Origin of the sequence: Paenibacillus sp. 2TAB26, assembly GCF_052115145.1 — a bacterium.
In the GTDB taxonomy this organism is placed as follows: Bacteria; Bacillota; Bacilli; order Paenibacillales; family Paenibacillaceae; genus Pristimantibacillus.
Window position 1 is genome coordinate 95,478 of the sequence record NZ_JBFRGC010000003.1, and the last position, 25,515, is coordinate 120,992.

A 25,515-nucleotide genomic window follows, 5' to 3' on the forward strand; every position below is an offset into this window, starting at 1 on the left:
AGTAGGAGCAACCTGTGCTCTACCGAAGTCAGGCCGGCCGCAGCCGTTATCTGTTTGAGTGCCATGCGGATACATTTCGCGTGGAACAAAGGTGGTACCACGGAAGCTTAACCTTTCGTCCTTTATGATAAGGGCGGCAGGTTTTTTTTGTTTTTGTAGATCGATTTATGGAGGATGGACGAATGTCAGAAAATCAAACGACAACTGCAATGCCGACAACTTATGATCCTAAGGCAGCTGAGCAGAAATGGTACGATTACTGGATGCAGGGAAAATTTTTCGAGGCAGGCAAACGACCGGATGCACAGACGTATACGATTGTTATTCCGCCTCCTAACGTTACCGGAATGCTGCATATCGGGCATGCGTTAGATTTTACCCTACAAGATATTTTAATTAGAACGAAGCGTATGCAAGGTTTCGACACACTATGGGTGCCAGGAACTGACCATGCGGGCATCGCGACGCAAACAAGAGTTGAGCAGAAGCTGCGTGAGCAAGGAATTTCGCGCTACGACCTAGGTCGTGAAGCATTCCTAGAGAAAGTATGGGAGTGGAAGGATGAGTACGCAAGTACGATTCGCGATCAATGGTCGAAGATGGGACTTTCCCTCGATTATTCGAGAGAGCGGTTCACTTTGGATGAAGGCCTCTCCAAGGCTGTACGCGAGGTTTTTGTTAAGCTGTATGATAAGGGCTTGATCTATCGCGGCAAAAAAATCATTAACTGGGACCCTGCTGCTCGCACAGCTCTTTCAGATATTGAGGTAGAGCACAAGGAAATCAATGGTCATTTGTATCACTTGAAATACCCGCTTAAGGACGGTTCAGGCTTTATAACGGTTGCAACGACACGTCCAGAGACGATGCTCGGCGATACAGCTGTAGCGGTTCATCCAGAGGATGATCGTTACAAGCACTTGATTGGGCAAATGATCGTGCTTCCAGTCGTTGGGCGCGAAATTCCGATTATTGCAGATGAGTACGTCGATAAGGAATTTGGTTCAGGTGCCGTAAAAATTACGCCTGCACATGATCCAAATGACTTTGAAGTTGGCGAGCGCCACAGTCTGCCGCAGATCATTGTGATGGATGAGACAGGTACTATGAACGCTGAAGCTGGTCCTTATCAAGGTCTCGACCGTGCGGATTGCCGCAAGCAGCTCGTTAAGGATTTGCAGGAGCAAGGTGTATGCGTGGAAATCGAAGATCATGTGCATCAAGTTGGTCACAGTGAGCGCAGCGGCGCCGTTGTTGAGCCCTATTTGTCTACACAATGGTTCGTTGCAATGAAACCTCTAGCTGAGGCTGCAATCGCAGCTCAAAAGGCTGGCAAAGGTGTCAACTTCGTACCTGAGAGATTCGAGAAAATATATTTGCACTGGATCGAGAACGTACGCGATTGGTGTATTTCGAGGCAGCTATGGTGGGGTCACCGCATACCGGCTTGGTATGATGAGACGACAGGTGAAACACATGTCTCCCGTGAGAATATGGAGGGCGATCACCTTACCCAAGATAATGACGTGCTTGATACGTGGTTTAGCTCCGCATTATGGCCGTTCTCTACACTAGGCTGGCCGGATGAAACGAATGACCTGAAACGTTATTATCCAACGGATGTACTCGTAACGGGTTATGACATCATTTATTTCTGGGTATCCCGAATGATCTTCACAGCTCTTGAGTTTACAGAGCAATCTCCGTTCAAAGATGTGCTGATGCACGGACTTGTTCGTGACTCCGAAGGACAAAAGATGTCCAAGTCGAAGGGCAATGGTGTCGATCCGCTTGAGGTTATCGAGAAATATGGTGCAGATGCTATGCGTTATATGATCTCGACAAGCAGCACGCCAGGACAGGATTTGCGTTTCCGCTGGGAGAAGGTTGAGCAATCGCGCAACTTTGCGAACAAGATTTGGAATGCATCACGCTTCGCGCTGATGAATCTTGAAGGGGTTGAAGCAGCTGATATTGATATCACTGTTAACCTCGGTACAGCGGATCGCTGGATTTTGCATCGTCTGAATGAAACGGTTCGTGATGTAACTCGATTAATTGACAGCTATGAGTTCGGTGAAACTGGACGTCTATTGTATAATTTCATTTGGGACGATCTTTGCGACTGGTACATTGAATTCGCTAAGCTTAGCCTTTACAGCACGGATGAAGCAGCTAAAAAAGCTACGCAATCGGTACTTGCTTATGTGCTAGACCGTACGCAGCGCCTTATTCACCCGTTCATGCCATATATCAGCGAAGAGATTTGGCAGCATCTGCCTCATGTTGGCGATACGATCACTTTGGCAGAATGGCCGGTTTATGATACTGCGCTTGAAGCGCCGGACGCTGTGAAAGAGATGGAGCTCCTGATGGAGATGATCCGTTCAGTGCGCAATATCCGAGCAGAAGTAAATGTTCCGATGAGCAAAAAGATTGAAATGCTAATTAAGCCTGCTAGCGAGGCTGAAGCTGCTATTATGTCCCGCAACGAAGAATTTATTAAACGTTTCTGCGGTACGTCAAGTTTGGAGACTGGCCTGCACATTAGTGCGCCGGACAAAGCAATGACTGCGATTTTAACTGGTGCTGAGATTTATTTGCCGCTTGCCGGCTTAATCGATATTGCTCAGGAGATTGCTCGTTTAGAGAAGGAACATCAGCATTTGAATACCGAGGTAGAGCGGATTGAGAAGAAGCTCAGCAATGAAGGCTTTGTGGCAAAAGCGCCAGCTAAGGTTATCGATGAAGAACGCGCCAAAATGAACGATTATGCAGATAAACGCGACAAGGTACTAGCTAGAATTGCGGAATTGCGCGGATAACGCTGCAAAACGGAAGAAGGACGATTAGTATGGCAGAACAACAAATAGAGCAGCGGCCTGCAGGGCCGCTGCAATCCTACCGGGAAGCGGTAGATTGGATTACTGGGCTAATTCCATTCGGTATTCGTCCAGGTCTTGATCGGATCGAGGAATTGATGGAACGGCTGGATAATCCGCATCGCAGATTAAAGTTTATCCACATTGCCGGGACAAATGGGAAAGGGTCTACTTGTGCATATTTGACGAGCGTTTTGCTGCGCGGCGGATATGATGTAGGCACATTTACATCGCCATATATAACGAAGTTTACGAATCGTTTTCAATATAACGGCATCGATATCGAAGAAGAGACGCTGCTTAGACTTGCCAACGAGCTAAAACCTCATGTTGATGAGCTTGCTCAGACAGAACTAGGCTCGCCTACGATGTTTGAAGTATCTACAGCGCTGGCTATTCTTTTTTATGCAAAGGTCACTTATCCCGATTATGTCGTGTGGGAGACAGGACTTGGCGGCAGGCTTGATGTGACGAATATCGTTCAACCGGTTGTTTCCGTCATTACAAATATTGGCCATGACCATATGGATAAACTCGGTGATACGATTGCTGCAGTTGCGAGCGAAAAAGCTGGCATTATTAAAGCAGGAATACCGGTTATTAGTGCGGTTACTCAGCCAGAGGCAATTGAGGTTATTAAGCAAGCAGCTGAAGGCAAAAAAAGCACGCTTTATTTGTTAGGCGAACAGTTCCATGAAACGGCAATCTCGGTTCGCGAGAATGAACAAACTTTCCGCTTCGACAATCTATTCCGCAGCATCGAGCCTTTGACAATCACGCTAAATGGTGCCCATCAACGGACGAATGCAGCGGTTGCTGTCATGACGCTTGAGATACTTCGCCAATATAATGCACTGGTCATCGAAGATGATGTCCTGGCGGAAGGGCTTCAAAAGGCTGCGTGGCCGGGACGACTTGAGATGGTTTCTGATCAGCCTCGTATTTTGGTCGATGGCGCACATAATCCAGAAGGTGCAGAGTCACTCGTGGACGCTTTAAAAAATACTTACAAATATGATCGGTTACATCTTATGATGGGTATGCTGGAGAATAAGAATCATCAGGATGTTCTTCAGCATATACTACCAATAGTGGATACGCTTATTGTGACCGAGCCTGACTATCGAATGAAAAAAGATGCCTCTGCTTTGGCTGATTTGGTACGTGAAATGCGTCAGCAACAGCCAGATCAGTACGCTTTCGAGCTTGTAGTGGAATCAAACTGGCAAGCAGCATTACAAAAACTACAACAGTTAACCGGGGAAACAGACCTTGGAGTCGTGACAGGCACGCTATATTTAATTGCTGACGTTCGCTCCCGCATTTTGTATGACTCGGATTCTGAAAAAGGTTGGTGAACCGTCTTTGAATACGGCAGAACACGTTCATTTCATCGGAATCGGCGGTTACGGAATGAGTGCCATTGCCCGCGTTATGCTGGAAATGGGCTATAAGGTGACCGGGTCCGATGTCGCACGTCAAGAATTAACAGAGAAGCTTGCAGCAAATGGTGCCAGCATTTATATCGGTCATCAGCCCGAGCATGTGAATGGAGCGGACTTGGTCGTATACTCTACGGCACTTTCCAAAGATAATGTTGAACGGAAAGCAGCTGAAGAGCTCAACATCCCAGTTTTGCATCGATCGCAAATGCTGGCTAGATTGATGAATGCAGGCAAAGGAATCGCAGTAGCCGGCGCACATGGCAAGACGACGACCTCTTCAATGATCGCGCTTGTTATGGAATCTTGCGGTGCGGATCCAACCTATATTATCGGTGGCGAAATCGTTAATGTAGGTACAAACGCAAAAGCGGGCAAAGGTGAATACGTCGTAGCGGAAGCGGACGAGAGTGATGGTTCATTCCTTCATTATCACCCTACGCTTGCTATCGTGACGAATATTGAGCCGGATCATCTTGAAAATTATGATGGCGATTTCGGCAAGCTGAAGGCTGCTTATGTGCAGTTTTTGCAGCAGGTGAAAGCGGACGGCAAGGCGATTGTATGCGCGGATGACGAGACGGTTAACGAATTGATACCGCAAGTATATCAAGGCAATATGAACTCATCGCAGCTAGTGACTTATGGCATTGACGGCGATGCAGACTATAAAGCTCAAAATGTTGTACTTGGAGACCGGAAGGTAACCTTTACAATGACGCATAAAGGGGCATTGCTTGGAGATGTGGAGCTGTCTGTTCCTGGTCTTCATAATGTGTACAATGCAATGGCTACTGTAATTACTTGTCTCGAAGCAGGCTTGTCTTTTGACAAAATTGCTGTCGCGATTCAATCATTTAGAGGCGCGAAACGCCGCTTCCAGGTGCTTGGGGAAGTTAATGACATATTGGTCATTGATGACTATGCGCATCATCCAACGGAGATCAGAGCGACAATCAGCGCTGCAAAAGCAACAGGTAAGCGTATTATTGCCGTGTTTCAACCACAGCGTTATACGCGGACGTTTTTCTTATTCGAGCAATTCAGCCGCGCATTCCCAGAGGCCGATGAGGTAATTATTACCGACATCTACTCGCCGGCAGGCGAACTGCAAATCGAAGGAGTAACATCCCGCAAGCTGGTGGAGCTGATCAAAAGCAACAGCAACGCGAACTCCGAGTATATTCCAACCAAAGAAGAAGTGCTTGCATACTTGACTGAGCGGGTCGCACCAGGCGATCTTGTTATCACCATGGGAGCAGGCGACATTTGGAAGGTAGCGGATTCGTTAGCGAAATCGTTAAAATCAAACCAATAAGCAGCTAATGCCCGGGATTCCATATCGGAATCACCGGGCATTTTGTATAAGCATAGGACTTTTCGTAAGAAAGGTTCTAAATAAGCCCACATAAAATTAGCTTCAAAAATCGATAAAGTTGAATCTCACTAATCCAATTCCCTGTCCCCCAATTCAATTGCCTGTACTCACTACCTAATAAACCTCTCACTCTTTACCTCACTCATTCACTCACTCATTCACTGATCTAATCAACCCACTTAAACTAGCACTAGCTCATTAACCTTATAATTCAACAACCCAATAACCTATGCTTTAAAAAGCCTCCACAGCCTCCCAGCGGGACGGAGTGCACTAAACCTCATAATCTCTACAATCAAAAATTACGGACCCTTAATAATCCGTTTACGGGTCTCAGAATACGCATCAAGGTTTTAAGAAGCACCGAGCGAATCCAAGCGGGACAGGCTTTTGTTAGTCCCATTGCGAGTCTTAGTGGATGCAGTAAGGTTTGTAGAAACTTCCAGCGTGTCTAAGTAGGGACGAAGCTCACTCCAAGCGACATTTGCTTATTAACGCTAGTTGCAGACTTTTAATATTTCAATTGGGAGTCTCAGAGGATACAGCAAGGTTTTTAGAAGCTTCCAGCGGGTCCCAAAGGGACAAAGCGCTCCAACGCCGCATGAACTGTTGGACGCCGGATGTGGTTGTACGTTAGTTGAGTTGCGGGTGTCCAGAGGGTGCAACCCTTGGGGCCCTCCCTTGGAAGGGAGGGTTTGGGTGGGTTCGAAAATGTTTTAATCTTTTAAGTTTGAAATTGAAGTTTGAAATTGTAATCTCTTTAAAATAAAACCTTTGAAGGTTTGGTAGACAACCCTCTAAGGGCATGGGTCTAAATCTCTCAAATGTCTCATAGATTAATACTAGATGAAAGGGACAAGGAGTGGATGAAATGACTCAGAAAAACCGTATTACTTATCGTTTTGACCGTAATGGCAATGGACAGTCCGTTAACGAAGAAAGCCGCAGCAATGACAATCAACAAGAGGCTCTCGATCATAAAGCAGCATCACCCAACAACTCTAATAACAATGCGAATAAAATGATTTCCAAGAAAGTTGTTCCTCTATACCCATCGACAGAAAAGCATTCCGTCAGCGAAGTGAGTCCATGGAACAGTCCGTTCCAAGAGGATATTGGCGCATTGGAGCAGCTTATTAGAGATGCTGATTCGAAGCCAGTATCCACTCCAAAACAGGCTCAGCCCAATCCTCCAAAAGAGAAGAAAAAAACGATAAAACCAACTTTTATGGATGATCCCTATGAGCAGCCTGAGGATCTACAGACACATGAGGAAAGGTATTCAGATAGGGAATATATGCAGGAGCCGATTCAAGCGTATGAGGAAGAGTTCGTTGATGACGAAATCAGTATAAAAAGAGTGAACTATGCGCGAGCGAAACGTAAGGCTGGAGCGCCATCATGGTTTAATGTATTTTTGTCAGTGACGGCTGCGCTTGCTACTGGAGCGCTGTTTGGTTATTTATTGTTGTCATTGTTTACGGGGGCAAGCATTTGGCCGGGAGGAACTGGCAATAAGCCTGACTCAGTACCCGTGATTGGTGATTCTGTCCAAGAAGGAACAGGCAAAGAACCGGTTGCAGGTGTAGGTGAGGAAAGCAAGGAAGCGGGCGTTGAAAATAAAAATGACCCTGCAGCAAAACCAGATCCGAATACTGCGATGGCTGCACTTAAGGGGCTGGATCGTTCTTATTATTTGCTGCAATTTGGCGTGTTTAGCAATACAGAGGGCAGGGATGCCGCAATGGCGCAATTGGCCGAGAAAGGGCTTGCTGGTGCTGCTATGACAAGTGCTGCTGATTATCGCGTATATGTAGGCATGGGTACAGATCGAAAAGGAGCTCAGGTTATTCGGAATATGATGCCGGAAATCGATCTTTATATCAAAGAAGTAAATATAGTAAATCCAGGAAAAATACCGTTTAAAGGCGATCAAAAAGCAGCACAATCTTTCTTTGATCAAACGGCTGTAGTCGTCCAAATGTTGGATGAATTAACAGTAGCCCAGCTGGAACAGCCGACCTTATCGCCGCTTGGCGATGTTGCAGCAAATTCGTGGAAAGCCGAGCATCAAACATGGACAGAAAACGCGGAAACGCTGCGAATAGGTATAGTAGATGCGGAAGGTAAGGCATATTTGGATAAAATCAATCAAGCGATGAATGCGGCAGCAAAGACGATGGCAGAGTACGATAAAAAGCCTTCTCAAGCACAATTGTGGAAGACACAAGCGGAAGTTATGAAAGTGATCATTACGCAAAAAGAATGGTTTGAGAAGATCAGCGCATTGTAAACGAATAGGTTCATGCGTATAATAGTCTTAGGTGTCATTTCATGGCGAGAGGCGTTGAAAGATGAAGAAAAACGGCTGGATTCTTCTCATTTTTATCATATTTGGATTGTTGGCTGGTGCTCTAGTAGCGCGATGGCTGACTCCAGTTCCAGGCATCTCTTTTTTAACGAAACCAATCGAAACATCATGGTCACCTGCTGTCGATCTATATGTGCTCAGTTTCAACCTAACGCTTCATCTGCAATTCAGCTTGTTTAGCTTAATTGGAGCCGTAATTGCAATATGGTTATACCGCAAAATGTAGAGCAGCAGACATTGATGCATGAAGGAAAGCATGAAGGAGCGCAGCATTCAATTTATGGAATATAAAAAATTACGCAACGAAGCGATTAGCCAGCTAGTACTGGCCTCTTCGTCACCGCGCCGGAAGGAACTGGTCGCATCGCTGGACCTTTCTTTGCCGGTTTATATTTTGTCTACTGATACGGATGAAACGATTGAAGCAGGCTGGTCGCCATCGGAAGTTGTAGAGCAGCTCAGCCTGCGCAAAGCAAAAGCAGCCATACCCCTGCTGCAACAAAAGCAGGAGGTACCAACGTCTTTAATTATTGGTGCGGACACCATTGTCGTGCTTGACGGAGATGTGCTTGGCAAGCCTGCTGACGACGAAGAGGCAAAGTCTATGCTTAGACGCCTTCAAGGCCGCTCCCATGAAGTGTATTCAGGAGTTGCTTGTGTTCTCTCTACAAGCGGGGAAGCATTGGTTGCCCATCGCAAAACGAAGGTAATGATGAAGCCGCTTAGTGAGGATCAAATTGCTAGGTACGTTGCTACCGGCGAGCCGAGGGACAAGGCGGGCTCTTATGGCATACAAGGACTTGGAGCGACGATTGTAGAGCAAATTGACGGCTGTTATTTTAATGTCGTTGGCTTGCCGTTATCGCTTCTCTCAGACATGCTCGCTTCCTATGACATTGCTGTTTTTTAAAAGGTAACTTAATTGATTTCAATCGGATTTTTTTTCATGAATGTGGCAGGATATGAATAATTCATTTTTTCGAAGAGGCGGGATTGGGACATGTTGCCGCAACCTATGATTTTGCGTGAAGTCCCCCATGAAGAACGTCCAAGAGAGCGCATGATGAAATATGGGGCAGAAGCACTTAGCCATACCGAATTGTTAGCCATACTGCTGCGCACAGGTACGAAGCGGCAATCCGCCGTACATTTGGCAGGAGCGGTGCTTAAGCAATGCGGCAGCCTGCGTAATTTAATGGATATGAGCATGGAACAATTAACAGCCATTAGAGGAATTGGTCCGGCAAAGGCGATTCAGCTTCGTGCTGGCATTGAACTGGGAAGAAGAATTTCCCGGAGTCAGCTTGGTGAGACGGTTATTGTGCGCAAGCCGCAGGATGCTGCGGAATATGTGATGGAAGAGCTCCGCTATTTGAAGAAGGAGCACTTCGTATGTTTGTTTTTAAACACAAAAAACCATATTATTGCCCGCGAAACCTTATCTGTCGGTACGCTTAATGCATCGCTAGTACATCCTCGAGAAGTATTTCGTGCAGCTATTTCACGTAAYAGCGCATCTATCATTTGTGTTCATAATCACCCAAGCGGCGATCCTACGCCAAGCCCAGAAGACATTGCGTTAACGGGACGTTTAGCGGAGGCTGGACAGCTAGTCGGAATAGAAGTTCTTGACCATTTGGTAATCGGTGACGGAAGATTCGTAAGTTTGAAGGAACAAGGTCATATGTAATATAATAAAGTGATGTGGCAATTAGAAGGGAGCAAGAACATGTTTGGTGGTTTTTCGAAAGATTTGGGTATTGATTTAGGAACAGCGAATACGTTGGTATTCGTCAAGGGAAAAGGAATTGTGGTAAGGGAGCCTTCTGTGGTGGCCCTTCGTACAGATACAAAAACAATTGAAGCAGTAGGCGAGCAAGCCAAAAAAATGATCGGTAGAACGCCCGGCAACATTCGTGCTGTTCGTCCGATGAAAGATGGCGTTATCGCTGATTTTGAAACGACTGCTACGATGATTAAATATTTTATTCGCCAAGCTCAAAAGCAGCGTTCTTTATTCCCTCGTCATCCAAACGTTATGGTTTGTGTGCCGTCAGGCATTACAGCGGTTGAGAAACGCGCGGTCGAGGATGCGACTAAACAAGCCGGAGCTCGTGAGGCCTATACGATTGAAGAACCATTCGCAGCAGCGATTGGCGCTGATTTGCCTGTATGGGAGCCGACAGGCAGCATGGTAGTTGATATTGGCGGAGGTACAACAGAGGTTGCTGTTATTTCATTAGGCGGAATCGTTACGGCGAGATCCATTCGTGTAGCTGGTGACGAGATGGATGAAGCGGTTATTCAATATATTAAAAGACAATACAATCTCATGATCGGGGAACGTACATCCGAGCAGCTGAAGATGGAAATTGGTTCAGCACTTCCACTGGATCGTCCAGAAACGATTGAAATTCGTGGACGCGATCTCGTATCGGGATTGCCTAAGACACTAGCGATTACATCCGATGAGATTACAGAAGCATTAGCAGATACCGTTAATGCCATTGTTGACGCGGTGAAAGTAACGCTGGAGAAATGCCCGCCGGAGTTGTCTGCGGACATTATGGATCGCGGTATCGTGCTCACAGGCGGCGGCGCCTTGCTGCGCAATCTGGACAAGCTGCTTCAAAGAGAGACAGGCATGCCTGTTATTGTTGCCGACAATCCGCTTGATTGTGTTGCGATCGGTACTGGCCGCTCGCTCGATAATATTCATTTATTTAAAGCAAGAAGCTCATCTCGTTCGAGACGCTAAGTTAGGTCCGATGGGGAAACGGATATGAAATGGGCAGGTGGTCGAGCTGTTTAAGCTAATGAGAAATAAGCGTATGTTTATGCTTATGATCGGGTTTATTTTATTCATAGCGGTCATCGGCTTCTCGCTAAGCGACCGCAAGGAATTATCGTGGCCGGAGAAATTTTTGAAGGATTCGGCAGCATACGTGCAGCAATGGTTCTACAAGCCCGCTGGTTATATAGCGGGCTTCTTCGAGGATATTAGTAATTTACGTACGATTTATGAAGAAAATGAGCAGCTGCGCCTTACAGCTGCAGCTTATTCTCGTGACAAGATTAATTACAATTTCGTAGAAAAAGAGAATGAACGTTTAAAGGCAGAACTCTCGTTCACACAGCGTCAGAAAGAGATGTACAATTATAATTATTTGATCGCACAGGTTGTATCGATCAGCAACGATGCGAATAACCGCACGATGACGATTAACTTAGGTTCCAGAGATGGCATCAAACCGAATATGGCCGTAACAACCATAGAGGGGTTGATCGGTCTTGTAAGTTCAGTAACCCCCAATTCGGCAGCTGTTACTCCAATTACAGAACTTGACGAAGCATCACCAACGTTCAACTCCATTGCTGTGACGATTATGGGTCGTGAGAATGAATCATTTGGTGTTCTGAGCAGCTACAACAAGGAAACGTCTAGAATCGTTATGACGAAAATCGCCGAAGACGATAAAATGGAATTTCAAGATACAGTTATTACATCTGGCCTAGGCGGTATTTATCCAAGAGGACTCGTTGTCGGAACGGTTGAAAACAAGCAGCTTGGCGACTTCGGCCTTACATATACGGCATCGGTCAAGCTATCAGCAAGTTTTGATCATCTGACTGAGGTATTTGTTGTTCAGGTCCCTGAAATGGAGGAAGCCGAGAAATGAGCTTGAACCGAATCATCCTGCTCATGTTGCTCTTGTTTGTTATCGAGGGAGCAGTGATGCCGTGGATTATTCCAGCCGGCTTCGGTCAACGGATCATTCCTCACTTTGTATTTGTAATGGTCATCTTCTCAGGTCTATATAGCAGAAGGCATCTTGCACTCATGCTTGGCATAAGCTTCGGATTGCTTCAGGATATTGTATACTTTGGTCATCTGCTTGGAATTAATGCGTTTATTATGGGTTTAATGGGTTACTTTACTGGCGTATTGCTGGAGCATCGCCGTTCAACGCTTATGATGGCGATTTCTGTTGTGGGTTTTGCCTGCATTCTATATGACAGCGCCATATATTTCATTTACAAGGCATTTCGAATTACGAATGAAAGTTATGCATGGGCTCTTATCGATCATATCCTTCCTAGTTTATTTTTACAGCTGGCGTTTGCACTCTTGTGTTATGTACCGGCGCGAAAATGGTTTGAAGGGCAGACATTGGTCAAAGCAGAGAAGGATGAGGAATAAAATATTGCTGCAGGCAGGATTTTGCCCAGCTTAGCAAGAATCCATTAGGTTGGGGAGGGACGAACGTGACCGATAAGCAGCATATTATTATTAAGGGTGTAAAAGAAGGTCTCGTGTTCCTTCTCGACGATAAATGTGAATTTGCGACGCTTCTAGATGAATTGCAATACAAGCTGGAGAAGACGCATCAGCAGTTGCTCACAGGTCCCCTTGTTCACGTTCAGGTGAAGCTTGGATCCAGGCAGATTTCTGATGATGATAAAGATCGCATCAAAAACGTGATACGTTCACAAGGAAACCTAATGGTTCAATCTGTTGAGTCTGAAGCGCCTAAGATCGATCCTCAGCTCGGACAGCAACCTAATCTGCAAGTGCTCACGTCTATTATACGCTCAGGCCAAACTTATGAGCATGATGGGGATTTACTTTTAATCGGCGATTTGAATCCAGGCGGTACTTTAATGTGTACAGGTGACATATATGTGCTGGGTGCATTGCGCGGAACCGCGCATGCTGGGATTGGCGGGAGGACGGACGTGATTATAGCGACTTCACTCATGCGGCCAACTCAGCTCCGCATTGCGGATGTAATCAGCAGACCGCCAGAGGAATGGATGACCGGCGATGCCTCTATGGAGTTCGCCTTCTTAAGTGAAGGTAGAATGCAAATTGATAAGCTAGCGCAATTATTCCGCATACGGCATAATCCTATAATGTTTAAAGGAGTGTAGAATATGGGAGAAGCGATTGTTGTAACATCAGGAAAAGGCGGCGTCGGCAAGACGACCACTTCGGCGAACCTGGGTACCGCGCTAGCTTTACTTGGTAAGAAGGTTTGCATGGTTGATACAGATATTGGACTTCGCAATCTGGACGTGGTTATGGGACTTGAGAATCGAATCATTTATGATTTGGTTGATGTTGCCGAGGGCCGCTGCCGCTTGAATCAGGCGCTCGTTAAGGACAAACGCTTTGAAGAGCTGTACATGCTTCCTGCCGCACAGACGAAGGATAAGGATTCTGTTACGCCTGAACAAGTTCGAAATATGATTTTAGAGCTCAAGAAAGAGCATGACTATGTTATTATTGATTGCCCAGCGGGGATTGAGCATGGCTTTCGAAACGCAATTGCAGGTGCCGATCGGGCTATCGTGATTACTACACCTGAGAACGCTGCAGTGCGGGATGCCGATCGTGTAATCGGACTGCTGGAGCAGGAGAAAATACCAAGTAAGCTAATCATTAACCGGATTCGTCAAAATATGATGAAAACCGGGGAAATGTTGGATATCGATGAAATTTGTCAAGTGCTGGCAGTCGATTTGATCGGAATCGTACCTGATGATGAGAAAGTTATTTCTGCTGCAAACAGCGGAGAGCCGACAGTTATGAATCCGGCTTCACGTGCCGCAATCGCCTACCGGAACATCGCACGCCGCATACTTGGCGACATGGTTCCTCTCATGCTGCTTGATGAGAAGGCGGGAGCGTTCAAACGTTTCCGTAAGTTCCTCGGAATAGGATGATTACGACTTGCTTAACAAATTAAAAAAGCTGGATTGGGGAATTTTGATAATCTTAGTTTTACTTATGATTATCAGTATCGTACTTGTCTATAGTGCAACTGCAAATAATCCAAAGTATGCCGGATATGAAATCAAACAGCTGAAGTTTTACGGTTTGGGCTTTTTTGTAGCTATCGCAGCCACCTTATTTGATTATCGTATCGTTCTCAAGAGCTGGCATGTCCTTTATGGCATAGGGGTTATATTGTTAATTCTTGTTTATTTTTTTGGAGCGGTTATAAATGGGGCTAGAGGATGGTTTCAGTTCGGCTCCTTATCGTTTCAGCCTGCGGAAATGGTCAAAATTATACTCATTATCGGTATCGCTTATATTATGGGACGACGGCAAGGCGATCGGCTGACGTTCACCCAAGATTTGCTTCCGATTGCAGCATTTGCTTTATTGCCGTTTATGCTCGTAATGATTCAGCCGGATCTCGGCAATGCGATCATATACGTAGTCATCGTGTTAGGGATGTTATGGATTGGGAATGTCAAATATTCTCATGTAATTACAGGAATTACGGTCGTTGTTGCAAGTCTTGTCCTTTTTGTTTCTCTGTTCAATACATTCAATCAAGAAATTTACAATTACTTGAAAGATAATGAAATGGGACATTGGCATAAAAGGATTAATACATTCATTAATCCGGAGACGGCAACTGCAGATGATAAACATCAATCGGAAAATGCACAAATTGCAATCGGTTCAGGCGGTTTAAACGGTGACGGTTATATGCAAGGCGATATGAAAAATGGCGGTTTTGTACCTTATCCGTATTCTGACTCGATTTTTGTTGTTATCGGCGAGGAATTTGGTTTTCAAGGCGCAGCCATCTTATTGCTTCTGTATTTCTTGCTCATATATCGGATGATTATTATTGCTTTTAAGTGTTATGATTTGCGAGCCTCGTACATTATTATTGGCATCGTGTCCATGTATGTGTTCCAGGTGTTCCAAAACATCGGAATGATGATTGGAATTATGCCAATTACGGGAATTACGCTGCCGTTTATTAGTTATGGAGGCACATCTCTACTGCTTAATATGTTGTCAATCGGACTTGTATTCAGCATTAAGGCACATCAAGAAAAATATGAGATGGCTGACTAAAGGTTAGCCAAGTTAGAAAGCTGCTTCTGAGACGGATGTTATCCGATCTTGGGGTGGCTTTTTTTATGATCAGCTGCGCTCGCATACTTGTCTCAATCCCCACATATCCATGTATAAAGGAACAAGCTGTCCCAAGGACGATGGAAGCGGGGGAAAAATGAGATGTTAATGAAGGATAATGAGAAGCGGCGCAATCAGCATAAAAATCAAAATACAGGGGATCGGAACTCTGTGCCTTTACAAGAAGAGGACATATATTCAGACCCTCGCATGCCATACAAGCACGAATATTTTGATGAAGACGAGGCGGAGGAGCTTGATCCAGAGGTCGTTTGGAAAACCAATCCTAATCCATGGGCAAATTGGAACGAGGACAAAGGGTATGTTGATAATAGAAGATTTGTAAAAGGGCCAGTTGTATCGAATGGGAACGATCCGAGATCAGGCGGCGGGAAAAATAATTATACTTTCGGCAAGGAGCTGAAATGGAAGCTAGCAGTAGCATTGCTGTTATTTGGCGCGGTATGGGCTATGTTTCGCTATGATACGGAATACACGCTCAAGGGACAAGCGCTTGTGAAACAAGCGCTTACGGATGAGATTGATTTTGCAGCTGCGGCTGCTTGGTATAAGGAAATGTTTGCCGGGGCTCCATCCTTTATTCCTATTTTTCAGGACAATCCTGAACCTGCGGTAGGCGCGGATGGAACGGTAAAGCTGCCTATCGTAACCCCATTGGAAGGAGGATCGCTTGTTCGAACGTTTGCGGAGATGCTTAATGGTATAGAGCTTGCTGGAAGCTCTGAAGCAGAGGTTGTTGCGGCAGAGACGGGGCGCGTATTGCTATTATCAGATCAGAGCACGCAAGGTTCGACTATTGTTATCCAGCATGTCAATCAGCGCGTAACCGTATATGGGATGCTTGGGAAAACAAGTGTTAAAGTAAATGACTGGGTTGAGGCAGGGGATTCTATCGGCAACCTGCTGAAAGCTGAAGGTACGCAGCCAAGCCTGCTATATTTTGCTGTTAAACAAAATGATTTGTATATCGATCCCGTGGGCGTGATACCGATTGATTAAATGGAAAGGAATCCTATGGTCGGTCCATCCGTTGTTCGTTATCATTATGCTTGGGTCGGTCATGACAGGATATTTTGCCGAGCTGATTACCTTGTTTTTACTCGTGCTTGTCCATGAAATCGGCCATGTTATTGTAGCTCGGGGCTATGGCTGGACGATAAAGGAAGTAAAGCTGCTGCCCTTTGGCGGTGTTGTAGAGGTTGAGGAAGCCGGCGGTGTACCTGCAAAAGAAGAAGCAATTGTAGCGATTGCGGGTCCCTTGCAAAACGTTTGGATGGGACTAGCTGCTTGGGGCTGCGGGCAGCTTGGCATATGGGACTTAGCATGGGCGGAGTATGTATGGAAAGCAAATCTAATGATCGGCTTGTTCAACCTGCTGCCTATTCACCCGCTAGACGGAGGGAAGCTGCTGCAGGCGGCATTAAGCTATACGGTTAACTATTATAAAATGCTTATTTGGAGCGCGCGAATCAGCTTGTTTTTTAGTGTGCTGATGATCATCGTCTCCTTGCTTCCATGGTTAGTGTATAAGGATGGCATTCAACTCAATCTGCTCATTGTCGGCATATTTCTTGTGATGACGAACTGGACATATTATCGTAATGTTCCATATTTGTTTTATCGTTTTCTGATGTACCGGGAAAGGATCACGCTGCAGGCGCTGAGGCTCGGACACATTGCAAGTCCTATAATCGTAAGCGGCAAGCAGTCAATCATCTCGGTAGCAAGGCTCTTTCAAAGGGAGCGATATCATTTGATATACATGGTGGAGTCGCACAGCAAGGAGGTCAGAGTGCTTCCGGAGCAGAAAATTGTAGAAGGATGTTTGTCCGAAAATAATCCGAATCGTGCAGTGTCGGAACTTTTCAGTTAAAATAGATGAAAAGCGTACGGGCAGGTGATATTCAGGAATGAAGCAAATGTTGATGCACGTTAACGGTGAAATGCTGCAAACCGCTGTACTGGAAAATGGCCGCCTAGTCGAATTTTTTATGGAAAAATCAAAAGCAAGCAGTTTGGTTGGCAATGTTTATAAAGGTCGTGTCGTGAACGTGCTGCCTGGCATGCAGGCGGCTTTCGTAGATGTAGGACTAGCTAAAAATGCATTTTTGTACATTGATGAGCTGCTCCACCCTCATTTGGAAAAACAGCCAGCTGAAAAGCCGCTCATTCAAAATATGGTCAAGCCTGGACAGGAATTGCTCGTACAAGTTATGAAGGAGCCGCTGGGTGGCAAAGGCGCCCGTGTCACTACACATTTTTCACTGCCTGGCCGGTTTCTTGTTTATATGCCAAATGCCGATTATATTGGCGTTTCCAAAAAAATCAGTTCCGAAAGCGAGCGGTCGAGATTGCGAGCCATAGGCGAGAAGCTGCGTGAGCTGGAGGAAGGCATTATTTTACGAACGGCGGCTGGAGCTGAAAGCGAGCTGTCTTTGCATGCCGATGTCGCTGGGTTAAGAGAGATTTGGCAAAGCATTTCGGAACGAAGCGTGGAAGCGAGTGCGCCAAGCGAGCTGCACAGAGAGGCAGGTCTCATGCGGAGGGCTGTACGAGACACGCTTACGATGGATATGGATGAAATATGGATAGACAATGCGGAGAGGTTTGAGGAAGCGTCAGCACTGCTGGAGGAAATGACCCCTCAGCTTCGTGAGCGGTTAAAATGTTTTGAATCAAGGCAAGGCAATTCTTTATTTGATACGTATCGTGTGACGGAGCAGGTAACGAGAGCGTTCGAGCGCAAAATTCAGCTTACCTGCGGAGGGCACCTCATATGGGAAGAGACGGAAGCTCTGACGGTTATTGATGTGAACACAGGCAGATTTATTGGGACATCTGGCCTTGAGGACACTGTGTTTCGTACGAATATGGAAGCAGCAGACGAGATTGCAAGATTGCTCCGAGTTCGAGATGTAGGCGGCATTATTATTATTGATTTTATTGATATGGAGCAGGACAACCATCGCGAGCAGGTTATGCAAAGACTCGTAGAGAAAGCGCGCAATGATCAAACCAAATGTACGATTTTGGGCTGGACAAAGCTCGGATTAATTGAAATGACGCGTAAAAAGGCTCGTGAGAATGCAGTCCATCAACTGATCGAGCGCTGTGAGAGCTGCGGAGCGCACATAAAATGATCAGAGTTGTATAAATAGTTTAAATTTTCTTGTTGGATGAATTGATATAGCTTGCATAGTATGGTACAATCTTTGGGTGTGTGTCTCGTACCTCATTGGAATGGGACGTACAAGTACCGCTCCGATTGGGTAAACAAGCGTTTGCGGCGCATGCCGTGAGCCACCTGAATTAGGCGAGTCTTCGAAAATAAGGAGGTGCACCAACAATGTTCGCAATTATCGTAACTGGCGGCAAGCAATACAAAGTTCAGGAAGGCGATGTAATCTACATCGAAAAACTGGATTCTGAAGCAGGCGAAAGCGTAACGTTTGATCGTGTTTTGGCGGTTTCTAAAGGTGACGGTCTTGTAACTGGAACTCCGGTTGTTTCCGGCGCTACAGTAACAGGCAAAGTCGAGAAACAAGGCAAAGGCCAAAAAATCATCGTTTACAAATACAAAGCCAAAAAGAACTATCGTCGTAAGCAAGGTCATCGTCAACCGTTCACAAAAGTAACAATCGAGAAAATCCAAGCGTAAGAGGAATTTCTATGATAACAGTTACCTTTGTACGAAGAGCCGCTGACAGACGTATCGTATCATTTGCGGTCGAAGGACATGCTAAATATGCGAAGCCCGGCAAAGATATCGTTTGTGCGGGTGTATCAGCCATCTCGGTTGGTACCGTTAACGCGATCGAAGCTCTAGCGGGAGAGGAGCTCCCTGCCAAGATGAAGAACGGCTGGCTATCGTCGGATATTCCGACGCTTGCAGACGAGGCTTCAGACGGCCGGATGCAGCTGCTGCTGGAATCGATGGCGGTTATGCTTGACACTATTGCAAAATCATACGGCAAGCATGTCGTTATTCATGAACATCTTAATGCGTAAGCATTCGGTGCAGGTTTGTTTTACAAGCCTCTAGTTCATGCTTACGGTGCAGCTTTGCTCACCAATCCTTTAGAAGGAGGGAATAACTATGTTGAAACTGAATCTTCAGCTCTTCGCTTCGAAGAAAGGTGTAGGTTCCACTAGAAACGGACGTGACTCACAGTCGAAACGCCTTGGCGCTAAACGTGCTGACGGTCAAACCGTATCTGCTGGAAGCATCTTGTTTCGTCAACGCGGAACAAAAATTCACCCAGGAACTAACGTAGGCATCGGGAAAGACGATACGCTTTTTGCATTAGTAGAAGGCGTAGTGAAGTTCGAACGTTGGGGACGCGACCGCAAAAAAGTGAGCGTGTATCCAGCTGTTCTTGCTCCGGTAGCTGCAGCAGTAGAAGCTTAATACAACCTTATATATGCAACAAGCCCCGGCCTGCATCGCTTGGCCGGGTTTTTTTATTCCATGGCTGATGACCGTAGGACGGCTGCGTGATATACTGGATAAGCAAGCAAAAATGCCTAAGGCGTCTTGGACGCTGAAGCAGCTTTGACGGGGAAATATAATATATTCGTTGTTATATTTTCGGGAAATACGAAGAAAGTAGGTTTAATCGATGGGACGCTTAACAACGGTGAAATATTACGCGGCGGCAACCATTTTGTTGCCATGCGCCGCTGTACTTATTTGGCCCAAACAAGTGTGGTTAACTGCTGTCTTTCTCGTTTGGCTTATAGCTGTTGCGACTTACTGGATACGAACGGAACGGAAAGAGCACGCAGAGCGGACTGCGCGAACGATTCAATCGTTGCAAAACTCTGCAATACGAACTCTCAATCATCATCGTCATGACTGGATGAACGACCTGCAAGTCGTGTTTGGCTATATTAGGCTCAAAAAGCTGGATAAAGCCGCCGAGTATGTGGAGAAAATAAGTGAACGGATGGCTGTGGAGAGCAGTATATCCAAGCTAGGGGTTCCATCACTGATTAGTTATATTCAATCGTTTCGTACGATATCGAATTCGCTGGAGTTACAAATTGTAATTAAAGGTGACATTCATTTAAACGAAATAACGGCAGATGCCGATCAAATAGCCGAAACGCTCATTCATACGATTAACGCATATCGGTTTGCGGCTAAGCCTGGCTATGGTAATGCTGCTGTTCTTACGCTGGAGCTATCGCTGGATGAGGATGCACTGTATGCAGCCTTCTATTATGATGGCGAACTAATGAATGAACAGCAATGGAAGCAAAAAATACAACAGCAGTTGGAAGGCGCGCCAATGCAGCCGATCAACTTCGAGCAGCCGTATGCAAAGGTGTTGCTGAGGGCGGAAATGCGCGCATGAACGGGGGCACATCATGTTTGTCGATAAAGCGAAGATATTTGTAAAAGGCGGCGACGGAGGCGATGGTATCGTTTCTTTTCGCCGTGAGAAGTATGTAGAACAAGGTGGTCCTGCAGGTGGCGACGGAGGCCGAGGCGGCGACTTGATATTTCAAGTTGACGAGGGTCTGCGTACACTGATGGACTTCCGCTATCAGAAGCATTTCAAGGCTGATCGCGGCGAGCGCGGAAAAGTAAAAAGCATGCACGGAGCGGGTGCTGATGATACAATCGTACGGATTCCGCCCGGTACAATAATCGTTGATGACGATACGCAAGAAATTATTGCGGATATGACTCGTCACGGTCAACAAATCGTTATTGCAAAAGGCGGACGCGGCGGACGCGGCAACATTCGCTTCGCTACGCAAAACAATCCAGCTCCTTATATTTCGGAGAATGGTGAAGAAGGACAAGAGCGCTGGGTTGTTCTTGAGCTTAAAGTAATGGCAGATGTAGGTCTTGTTGGTTTCCCAAGCGTAGGCAAATCAACCCTGCTATCTGTCGTATCTGGCGCTAAGCCGAAAATTGGCGCTTATCACTTTACGACCATTACACCGAATCTAGGTGTCGTTGACGTTGGGGATAGCCGCAGCTTTGTAATGGCTGACTTGCCTGGGCTTATCGAAGGAGCGCATGAAGGCGTTGGTCTGGGTCATGAGTTTCTTCGTCACGTAGAGCGGACGAGGGTTATCGTTCATGTCATCGACATGTCAGCGTCCGAAGGACGCGATCCTTTTGATGATTGGGTGAAAATCAACGAGGAGCTTGTTMTCTATAATGAGAAGCTAGCAGATCGTCCGCAAATTATTGCTGCAAACAAAATGGACATGCCGGATTCTGAGGAGCAGCTTGAGTTATTCAAGCAAAAGCTCGCAGAAGTTAGCGGTGAACGTCAATATGAAATTTTGCCAATCTCCTCGCTAACGAAAAAAGGCGTACAGGAGCTACTATATAAAGCAGCTGATATTCTTGATACGGTTTCAGAGGAAGTTGAAATCGCGGATGTGAAAGATGTTGCTGAGCGTAAAGTTTATACGTACGAGAAGCGCGAAGAAACGACTTTCACCATTCATAAGGAAGATGAAGTGTTCGTTATTGTTAGTGCTGGCATTAGCAACTACATGAAACGGATGAATTTGACTTCCTATGATGCAGTTATGCGTTTTGCACGCACGATGCGCAAAATGGGTGTCGATGCCGAGCTTCGCAAGATGGGGGCAAAAGACGGCGATATGGTTCAAATCGGCGACTTTGCTTTTGAGTTCTTCGAGGGCAGCGACTATAATCCGAATGGCTAGAGCATTCGCACATATTAACAAATGAAGACGGCGAAAGCCGTCTTTTCTTGTTTTGCCTATTGCCCCAAACTGTATATTTCGATATAATGTCCACTATAGGTGAACAATTGTCTTTTTGAGGAGGACGTATAGTGACGAAACGCTATTATGTCGTTCGAGAGGATATTTTACCGGAAGCGATTATGAAGACGATACAAGTGAAGGAGATGCTTGGCCGAGGAGATGCGGCAACCGTACATGAGGCGGTTGAACGTGTTGGACTTAGCCGAAGCGCTTTTTATAAGTATAAAGATGGTGTCTACGCGCTAAATGAGCTGGAACGAGAACGTATTGCGACCATTTCTATGGATTTGGAGCATCGTTCAGGCGTACTCTCCAACGTACTTAGCATGGTGGCGAGCCAAGATGGCAATGTGCTGACGATGAATCAGTCCATTCCGCTCCAAGGTTTCGCTAATGTCGTCATTTCGGTCGATATTTCGCAGCTTTCCGGAGAACTGTCATCGCTGGTTGAAATGCTTCGCAGTCAACCAGGCGTGCGTAAAGCTTCGGTCATCGGACAAGGATAACAGAATTGATAATGGAGGGTATATATGAAGCCGGTTAAAGTTGGTTTATTAGGTCTTGGTACAGTTGGTACAGGTGTAGTTCGAATTGTTGAGGGACATCAGGATGATTTGGCTAGCCAGGTCGGTTCGCCGATCGTAATTGAAAAGGTGCTCGTTCAAGATAAAAGCAAATCGCGTAATATTGCAGTGGATGCAAGCAAGCTAACTGAGGATCCTTGGGAAGTCATCCGCCATCCTGAAATTGATGTTATCGTTGAGGTTATGGGTGGAATTGGGCTTACGAAAGAATATATTCTAGAAGCGCTGTCCCTCGGCAAACATGTCGTAACGGCAAATAAAGATTTGATGGCAATGCACGGTCCTGAAATATTGGCCAAAGCCAAAGAAAACCGCTGCGATGTTTTGTATGAAGCGAGCGTAGCCGGCGGTATTCCGATTATTCGTACACTTGTCGAAGGTTTCGCCTCCGACCGCATTAATAAAATTATGGGCATTGTGAACGGCACAACGAATTTTATTTTGACAAAGATGAGTCAAGAAGGCGCTTCGTATCTAGATGTGCTTAAAGAAGCGCAGGAACTTGGTTATGCGGAGTCTGACCCGACATCTGATGTCGAAGGACTTGATGCAGCGCGCAAAATGACAATTCTCGCTACGATCGGATTCCGTGCCAATGTTGCGCTTGAGGATGTATCCGTTCAAGGCATTTCATCGGTATCCAAAGAAGATATTTTGTATGCGAAGCGTCTTGGCTATGAAGTGAAACTGCTTGGTATCGCAGAGCGTCAGGATGATTTGATCAGCATCAGCGTTCAACCAACGATGGTGAAGCAATCGCATCCTATCGCATCGGTAAACGGCGTGTTTAACGCGGTTTATGTATATGGCGAAGCTGTTGGTGAAACGATGTTCTACGGCGCAGGCGCGGGTGAGCTTCCGACTGCTACGTCGATCGTATCCGATTTGGTGGCCGTTGTGAAAAACCTGAAGCTTGGTGTGAACGGCATGCAAGGAAGCCTTGCTTATAAAGAGAAGAAGCTCAAGACTGACGAGCAGATCTCATCTAAATATTTCATTTTGCTTAAAGTGGCAGATCGTGCCGGCGTTCTTGCACGCATAACGCAAGTATTCGCTGACTTTGAGGTCAGCTTGGAGTCGGTATTGCAGCAGCCGACGCCGTCTAATCCGGAAGCTGAGATCATCATCATCACTCATGACGCGAACAAAGCAGCTATCCAGAAGGTGCTTGCTAAGTTTGACTCACTGGATGTCGTTCATAAAGTGAAAAGCGTCTATCGCGTAGAAGGATAAATCTTATGAACAATCGCAGAGTAATCGTAAAAATACCAGCAAGTACAGCAAATCTCGGACCAGGATTTGATACGCTGGGGATGGCTCTTTCGCTATACGCTTGGATTGAAATGAGCATCTCTGAACGAACAGAATTCCAGTTTTACGGCGATCAAATGAATGGATTGCCAAAGGACAAAACGAATTTAATCTATAAGGTTGCGCAGCTTGTGTTCAAAGAAGCTGGCGTATCCGTGCCAGGGCTCTCGATTTCGATGCACAGCGATATTCCGCTCACTCGTGGACTAGGCAGCAGCGCGTCTGCAATCGTAGGCGCTCTGGTTGCTGCGAACGCATTGATTGGCAGTCCGCTCACGGATGATAAGCTGTTCCAAATGGCAACAGCGCTGGAAGGCCATCCGGACAATGTCGGCGCGTCACTATACGGCGGCATTGTCGTCTCGGCTTGGGATGGGGAGCGAGCAGATTATATTAGAATTGAGCCGCATCACAAGCTGAAGACGCTTGTCGCGATTCCAGCCTTTCAGCTGTCGACGGAGAAGGCGCGTCATGCGCTTCCGTCTTCAATCAGTATGGCTGACGCCATATTTAACGTCAGCCGCAGCTCTTTGCTCGTCGCAGCGCTTGCTGGCGGCGAGCTAGGTATGATTCGCCATGCTATGAAGGATCGGATGCACCAGCCTTACCGTGCAGCCTTGATTCCCGGCATGGCAACTATACTGGAGCGCGCGGTAGAGCACGGCGCGCTTGGTGCTGCGCTAAGCGGAGCAGGGCCGACGCTGATTGCATTTATTGAGGATACGGAAGCCGGTGCTGCACACAGCTCGGGCGAATCCATGCTTGAAACATTTCTGCTTGATACACTGAAGCAGGAGGGCATTGAAGCAAATACGCTATGGCTGTCGCCAAGCGCTCAAGGTCCTCAAATTACGATAGAGGATATTTCTTCGCAGCCTGCGATTCCTCTTCCGGATCGAATTAAAGGAGATATGAAGCGATGAAGACGATAGCGGTTTTACCTGCTGGCTCCGTATCGGATGAGGCAGCAAGACATTTATTCCGCGGTGAAGAAATAAACTGGAAGCATCATCGGCTAATATCCGATGTGTTCCTGTCTACTGTCAATGGAATAAGTGATTACAGCATCATTCCGATCGAGAATACGATTGAGGGTTCTGTTAGCCTTCATATGGATTGGCTTGTACATGAGGTTGATATTCCGATTCAAGCGGAGTGGGTTTATCCCTCCATTCAAAATTTGATCGGCCGACAATCTGAACTGTTAAACGATAATGGGGAAATGGACTACTCACGTATTACTAAAGTGATCAGCCATCCTGTAGCGATCGCACAGTGCTTGCAATTTCTGCGTACACATCTTCCGCATGCGGTTACAGAACATGTCAGCAGTACAGCTGAGGGCGTTAGAATCGTTCAAAACAATCCGAATGCCGGTTTGGCAGCTATTGGCACGATGACTGCTGCTGCGAACGAGAAGCTTGATGTTCTCGCAAGTGAGATTACAGATCATGATAATAATTACACTCGGTTTTTGCTGGTCGGATCAGAGCCCTATACCGATCGTAAATCCGATAAAATAAAAACGAGCATCTTAATTACATTGCCAGAGGATTACCCGGGAGCGCTCCACCAGGTTCTTTCTGCTTTTGCATGGCGCAAAATCAACTTGACCCGAATTGAATCGCGCCCGACGAAGAAGAAGCTCGGCAATTATTATTTCTTCATCGACATTGATATGGCTCTTGATACCGTTTTGCTTCCTTCAGCCATTCAAGAAATTGAAGCAATCGGATGTCAGGTTCGCGTATTAGGAAGCTATCCAAGCTTTACTGAATTCAAGAAATAAGCATAGCTGGTTGTGCGTTACATCTTAGGTTTAATCGA

Annotated in this window: 26 protein-coding genes and 1 other annotated feature (1 of these 27 cut by a window edge); all 26 genes read left to right on the forward strand. The window is 46.2% G+C overall.

Translation table 11 applies throughout. The features are described 5' to 3' along the window. Positions 1–126 (forward strand) — a binding site (T-box leader); it begins 115 nt to the left of the window's first position. Between the two features lie 56 nt (positions 127–182). The 26 genes from AB4Z50_RS03480 to pheA all read left to right on the forward strand — a co-directional run bounded on the left by AB4Z50_RS03480 (position 183) and on the right by pheA (position 25,477). After that, on the forward strand, positions 183–2,825 hold the full coding sequence (locus AB4Z50_RS03480; protein WP_076271664.1) for a valine--tRNA ligase: 2,643 nt from the start codon (positions 183–185) through the stop codon (positions 2,823–2,825). Between the two features lie 29 nt (positions 2,826–2,854). Continuing rightward, positions 2,855–4,240: a bifunctional folylpolyglutamate synthase/dihydrofolate synthase gene (locus AB4Z50_RS03485; RefSeq protein ID WP_441875753.1), complete on the forward strand. Its 1,386-nt coding sequence runs from the start codon at positions 2,855–2,857 to the stop codon at positions 4,238–4,240. 7 nt (positions 4,241–4,247) lie between these two features. Beyond that, on the forward strand, positions 4,248–5,642 hold the full coding sequence (murC, locus tag AB4Z50_RS03490) for a UDP-N-acetylmuramate--L-alanine ligase (RefSeq protein ID WP_339207856.1): 1,395 nt from the start codon (positions 4,248–4,250) through the stop codon (positions 5,640–5,642). A 931-nt stretch (positions 5,643–6,573) separates the two neighbouring features. Further along, positions 6,574–7,995, forward strand: a complete 1,422-nt coding sequence (locus AB4Z50_RS03495) for an SPOR domain-containing protein (RefSeq protein ID WP_441875756.1) — start codon at positions 6,574–6,576, stop codon at positions 7,993–7,995. Positions 7,996–8,056: 61 nt separating this feature from the next. Beyond that, the gene (locus AB4Z50_RS03500) at positions 8,057–8,299 is read left to right on the forward strand and encodes a DUF4321 domain-containing protein (protein WP_076270861.1); all 243 of its coding nucleotides are present in this window, start codon (positions 8,057–8,059) and stop codon (positions 8,297–8,299) included. Positions 8,300–8,353: 54 nt separating this feature from the next. Continuing rightward, entirely contained in the window at positions 8,354–8,983 is a 630-nt protein-coding gene (locus AB4Z50_RS03505) for a Maf family protein (RefSeq protein WP_430057842.1), read from the forward strand. A gap of 90 nt (positions 8,984–9,073) precedes the next feature. After that, positions 9,074–9,763: a RadC family protein gene (radC, locus tag AB4Z50_RS03510; protein ID WP_076270860.1), complete on the forward strand. Its 690-nt coding sequence runs from the start codon at positions 9,074–9,076 to the stop codon at positions 9,761–9,763. Positions 9,764–9,802: 39 nt separating this feature from the next. Continuing rightward, positions 9,803–10,831 (forward strand): rod shape-determining protein, encoded by a 1,029-nt coding sequence (locus AB4Z50_RS03515; RefSeq protein WP_076270859.1) that lies wholly within the window; start codon positions 9,803–9,805, stop codon positions 10,829–10,831. A gap of 58 nt (positions 10,832–10,889) precedes the next feature. Further along, positions 10,890–11,753, forward strand: a complete 864-nt coding sequence (gene mreC, locus AB4Z50_RS03520) for a rod shape-determining protein MreC (RefSeq protein WP_339207859.1) — start codon at positions 10,890–10,892, stop codon at positions 11,751–11,753. Next, a complete protein-coding gene (gene mreD / locus AB4Z50_RS03525; protein ID WP_076270857.1) occupies positions 11,750–12,274 on the forward strand; it encodes a rod shape-determining protein MreD in 525 nt (174 codons plus the stop codon). The genes mreC and mreD overlap by 4 nt, the downstream gene beginning before the upstream one ends. Before the next feature lie 65 nt (positions 12,275–12,339). Continuing rightward, entirely contained in the window at positions 12,340–13,005 is a 666-nt protein-coding gene (locus AB4Z50_RS03530) for a septum site-determining protein MinC (RefSeq protein ID WP_076270856.1), read from the forward strand. A 3-nt stretch (positions 13,006–13,008) separates the two neighbouring features. Then, complete coding sequence (minD, locus tag AB4Z50_RS03535) at positions 13,009–13,800, forward strand: septum site-determining protein MinD (RefSeq protein WP_054027234.1); 792 nt, start codon at positions 13,009–13,011, stop codon at positions 13,798–13,800. 7 nt (positions 13,801–13,807) lie between these two features. After that, positions 13,808–14,953 (forward strand): FtsW/RodA/SpoVE family cell cycle protein, encoded by a 1,146-nt coding sequence (locus tag AB4Z50_RS03540; protein ID WP_441875764.1) that lies wholly within the window; start codon positions 13,808–13,810, stop codon positions 14,951–14,953. 162 nt (positions 14,954–15,115) lie between these two features. Next, complete coding sequence (locus tag AB4Z50_RS03545; RefSeq protein ID WP_441875767.1) at positions 15,116–16,033, forward strand: peptidoglycan DD-metalloendopeptidase family protein; 918 nt, start codon at positions 15,116–15,118, stop codon at positions 16,031–16,033. Next, positions 16,026–16,907, forward strand: a complete 882-nt coding sequence (locus AB4Z50_RS03550; protein ID WP_441875770.1) for a M50 family metallopeptidase — start codon at positions 16,026–16,028, stop codon at positions 16,905–16,907. The genes AB4Z50_RS03545 and AB4Z50_RS03550 overlap by 8 nt, the downstream gene beginning before the upstream one ends. A gap of 37 nt (positions 16,908–16,944) precedes the next feature. Then, a complete protein-coding gene (locus AB4Z50_RS03555) occupies positions 16,945–18,174 on the forward strand; it encodes an Rne/Rng family ribonuclease (RefSeq protein ID WP_441875773.1) in 1,230 nt (409 codons plus the stop codon). A 206-nt stretch (positions 18,175–18,380) separates the two neighbouring features. After that, complete coding sequence (gene rplU / locus AB4Z50_RS03560) at positions 18,381–18,692, forward strand: 50S ribosomal protein L21 (protein ID WP_053374798.1); 312 nt, start codon at positions 18,381–18,383, stop codon at positions 18,690–18,692. An 11-nt stretch (positions 18,693–18,703) separates the two neighbouring features. Next, positions 18,704–19,042, forward strand: coding sequence for a ribosomal-processing cysteine protease Prp (locus tag AB4Z50_RS03565; protein WP_054027239.1), 339 nt, complete (start codon positions 18,704–18,706; stop codon positions 19,040–19,042). 88 nt (positions 19,043–19,130) lie between these two features. After that, a complete protein-coding gene (gene rpmA, locus AB4Z50_RS03570) occupies positions 19,131–19,442 on the forward strand; it encodes a 50S ribosomal protein L27 (RefSeq protein ID WP_076270851.1) in 312 nt (103 codons plus the stop codon). A gap of 13 nt (positions 19,443–19,455) precedes the next feature. After that, a complete protein-coding gene (locus AB4Z50_RS03575) occupies positions 19,456–19,590 on the forward strand; it encodes a hypothetical protein (RefSeq protein WP_441875778.1) in 135 nt (44 codons plus the stop codon). Positions 19,591–19,653: 63 nt separating this feature from the next. Further along, a complete protein-coding gene (locus AB4Z50_RS03580) occupies positions 19,654–20,391 on the forward strand; it encodes a Spo0B domain-containing protein (protein ID WP_441875781.1) in 738 nt (245 codons plus the stop codon). Positions 20,392–20,404: 13 nt separating this feature from the next. Then, a complete protein-coding gene (gene obgE / locus AB4Z50_RS03585) occupies positions 20,405–21,730 on the forward strand; it encodes a GTPase ObgE (protein ID WP_441875784.1) in 1,326 nt (441 codons plus the stop codon). A gap of 131 nt (positions 21,731–21,861) precedes the next feature. After that, entirely contained in the window at positions 21,862–22,299 is a 438-nt protein-coding gene (locus AB4Z50_RS03590; protein ID WP_076270848.1) for an ACT domain-containing protein, read from the forward strand. 24 nt (positions 22,300–22,323) lie between these two features. Further along, positions 22,324–23,610, forward strand: a complete 1,287-nt coding sequence (locus AB4Z50_RS03595) for a homoserine dehydrogenase (protein WP_076270847.1) — start codon at positions 22,324–22,326, stop codon at positions 23,608–23,610. Between the two features lie 5 nt (positions 23,611–23,615). Next, on the forward strand, positions 23,616–24,611 hold the full coding sequence (gene thrB / locus AB4Z50_RS03600; protein WP_441875789.1) for a homoserine kinase: 996 nt from the start codon (positions 23,616–23,618) through the stop codon (positions 24,609–24,611). Then, the gene (pheA, locus tag AB4Z50_RS03605) at positions 24,608–25,477 is read left to right on the forward strand and encodes a prephenate dehydratase (RefSeq protein ID WP_430057746.1); all 870 of its coding nucleotides are present in this window, start codon (positions 24,608–24,610) and stop codon (positions 25,475–25,477) included. The genes thrB and pheA overlap by 4 nt, the downstream gene beginning before the upstream one ends. Positions 25,478–25,515: the final 38 nt, after the last annotated feature.

Coding starts and splice junctions, on each gene's coding strand:
- AB4Z50_RS03480 (WP_076271664.1), top strand. CDS start 183: ATGTCAGAAAATCAAACGACAACTGCAATGCCGACAACTTATGATCCT.
- AB4Z50_RS03485 (WP_441875753.1), top strand. CDS start 2,855: ATGGCAGAACAACAAATAGAGCAGCGGCCTGCAGGGCCGCTGCAATCC.
- AB4Z50_RS03495 (WP_441875756.1), top strand. CDS start 6,574: ATGACTCAGAAAAACCGTATTACTTATCGTTTTGACCGTAATGGCAAT.
- AB4Z50_RS03500 (WP_076270861.1), top strand. CDS start 8,057: ATGAAGAAAAACGGCTGGATTCTTCTCATTTTTATCATATTTGGATTG.
- AB4Z50_RS03505 (WP_430057842.1), top strand. CDS start 8,354: ATGGAATATAAAAAATTACGCAACGAAGCGATTAGCCAGCTAGTACTG.
- AB4Z50_RS03515 (WP_076270859.1), top strand. CDS start 9,803: ATGTTTGGTGGTTTTTCGAAAGATTTGGGTATTGATTTAGGAACAGCG.
- mreC (WP_339207859.1), top strand. CDS start 10,890: ATGAGAAATAAGCGTATGTTTATGCTTATGATCGGGTTTATTTTATTC.
- mreD (WP_076270857.1), top strand. CDS start 11,750: ATGAGCTTGAACCGAATCATCCTGCTCATGTTGCTCTTGTTTGTTATC.
- minD (WP_054027234.1), top strand. CDS start 13,009: ATGGGAGAAGCGATTGTTGTAACATCAGGAAAAGGCGGCGTCGGCAAG.
- AB4Z50_RS03545 (WP_441875767.1), top strand. CDS start 15,116: ATGTTAATGAAGGATAATGAGAAGCGGCGCAATCAGCATAAAAATCAA.
- AB4Z50_RS03555 (WP_441875773.1), top strand. CDS start 16,945: ATGAAGCAAATGTTGATGCACGTTAACGGTGAAATGCTGCAAACCGCT.
- rplU (WP_053374798.1), top strand. CDS start 18,381: ATGTTCGCAATTATCGTAACTGGCGGCAAGCAATACAAAGTTCAGGAA.
- AB4Z50_RS03565 (WP_054027239.1), top strand. CDS start 18,704: ATGATAACAGTTACCTTTGTACGAAGAGCCGCTGACAGACGTATCGTA.
- rpmA (WP_076270851.1), top strand. CDS start 19,131: ATGTTGAAACTGAATCTTCAGCTCTTCGCTTCGAAGAAAGGTGTAGGT.
- AB4Z50_RS03575 (WP_441875778.1), top strand. CDS start 19,456: ATGCAACAAGCCCCGGCCTGCATCGCTTGGCCGGGTTTTTTTATTCCA.
- AB4Z50_RS03580 (WP_441875781.1), top strand. CDS start 19,654: ATGGGACGCTTAACAACGGTGAAATATTACGCGGCGGCAACCATTTTG.
- AB4Z50_RS03595 (WP_076270847.1), top strand. CDS start 22,324: ATGAAGCCGGTTAAAGTTGGTTTATTAGGTCTTGGTACAGTTGGTACA.
- thrB (WP_441875789.1), top strand. CDS start 23,616: ATGAACAATCGCAGAGTAATCGTAAAAATACCAGCAAGTACAGCAAAT.
- pheA (WP_430057746.1), top strand. CDS start 24,608: ATGAAGACGATAGCGGTTTTACCTGCTGGCTCCGTATCGGATGAGGCA.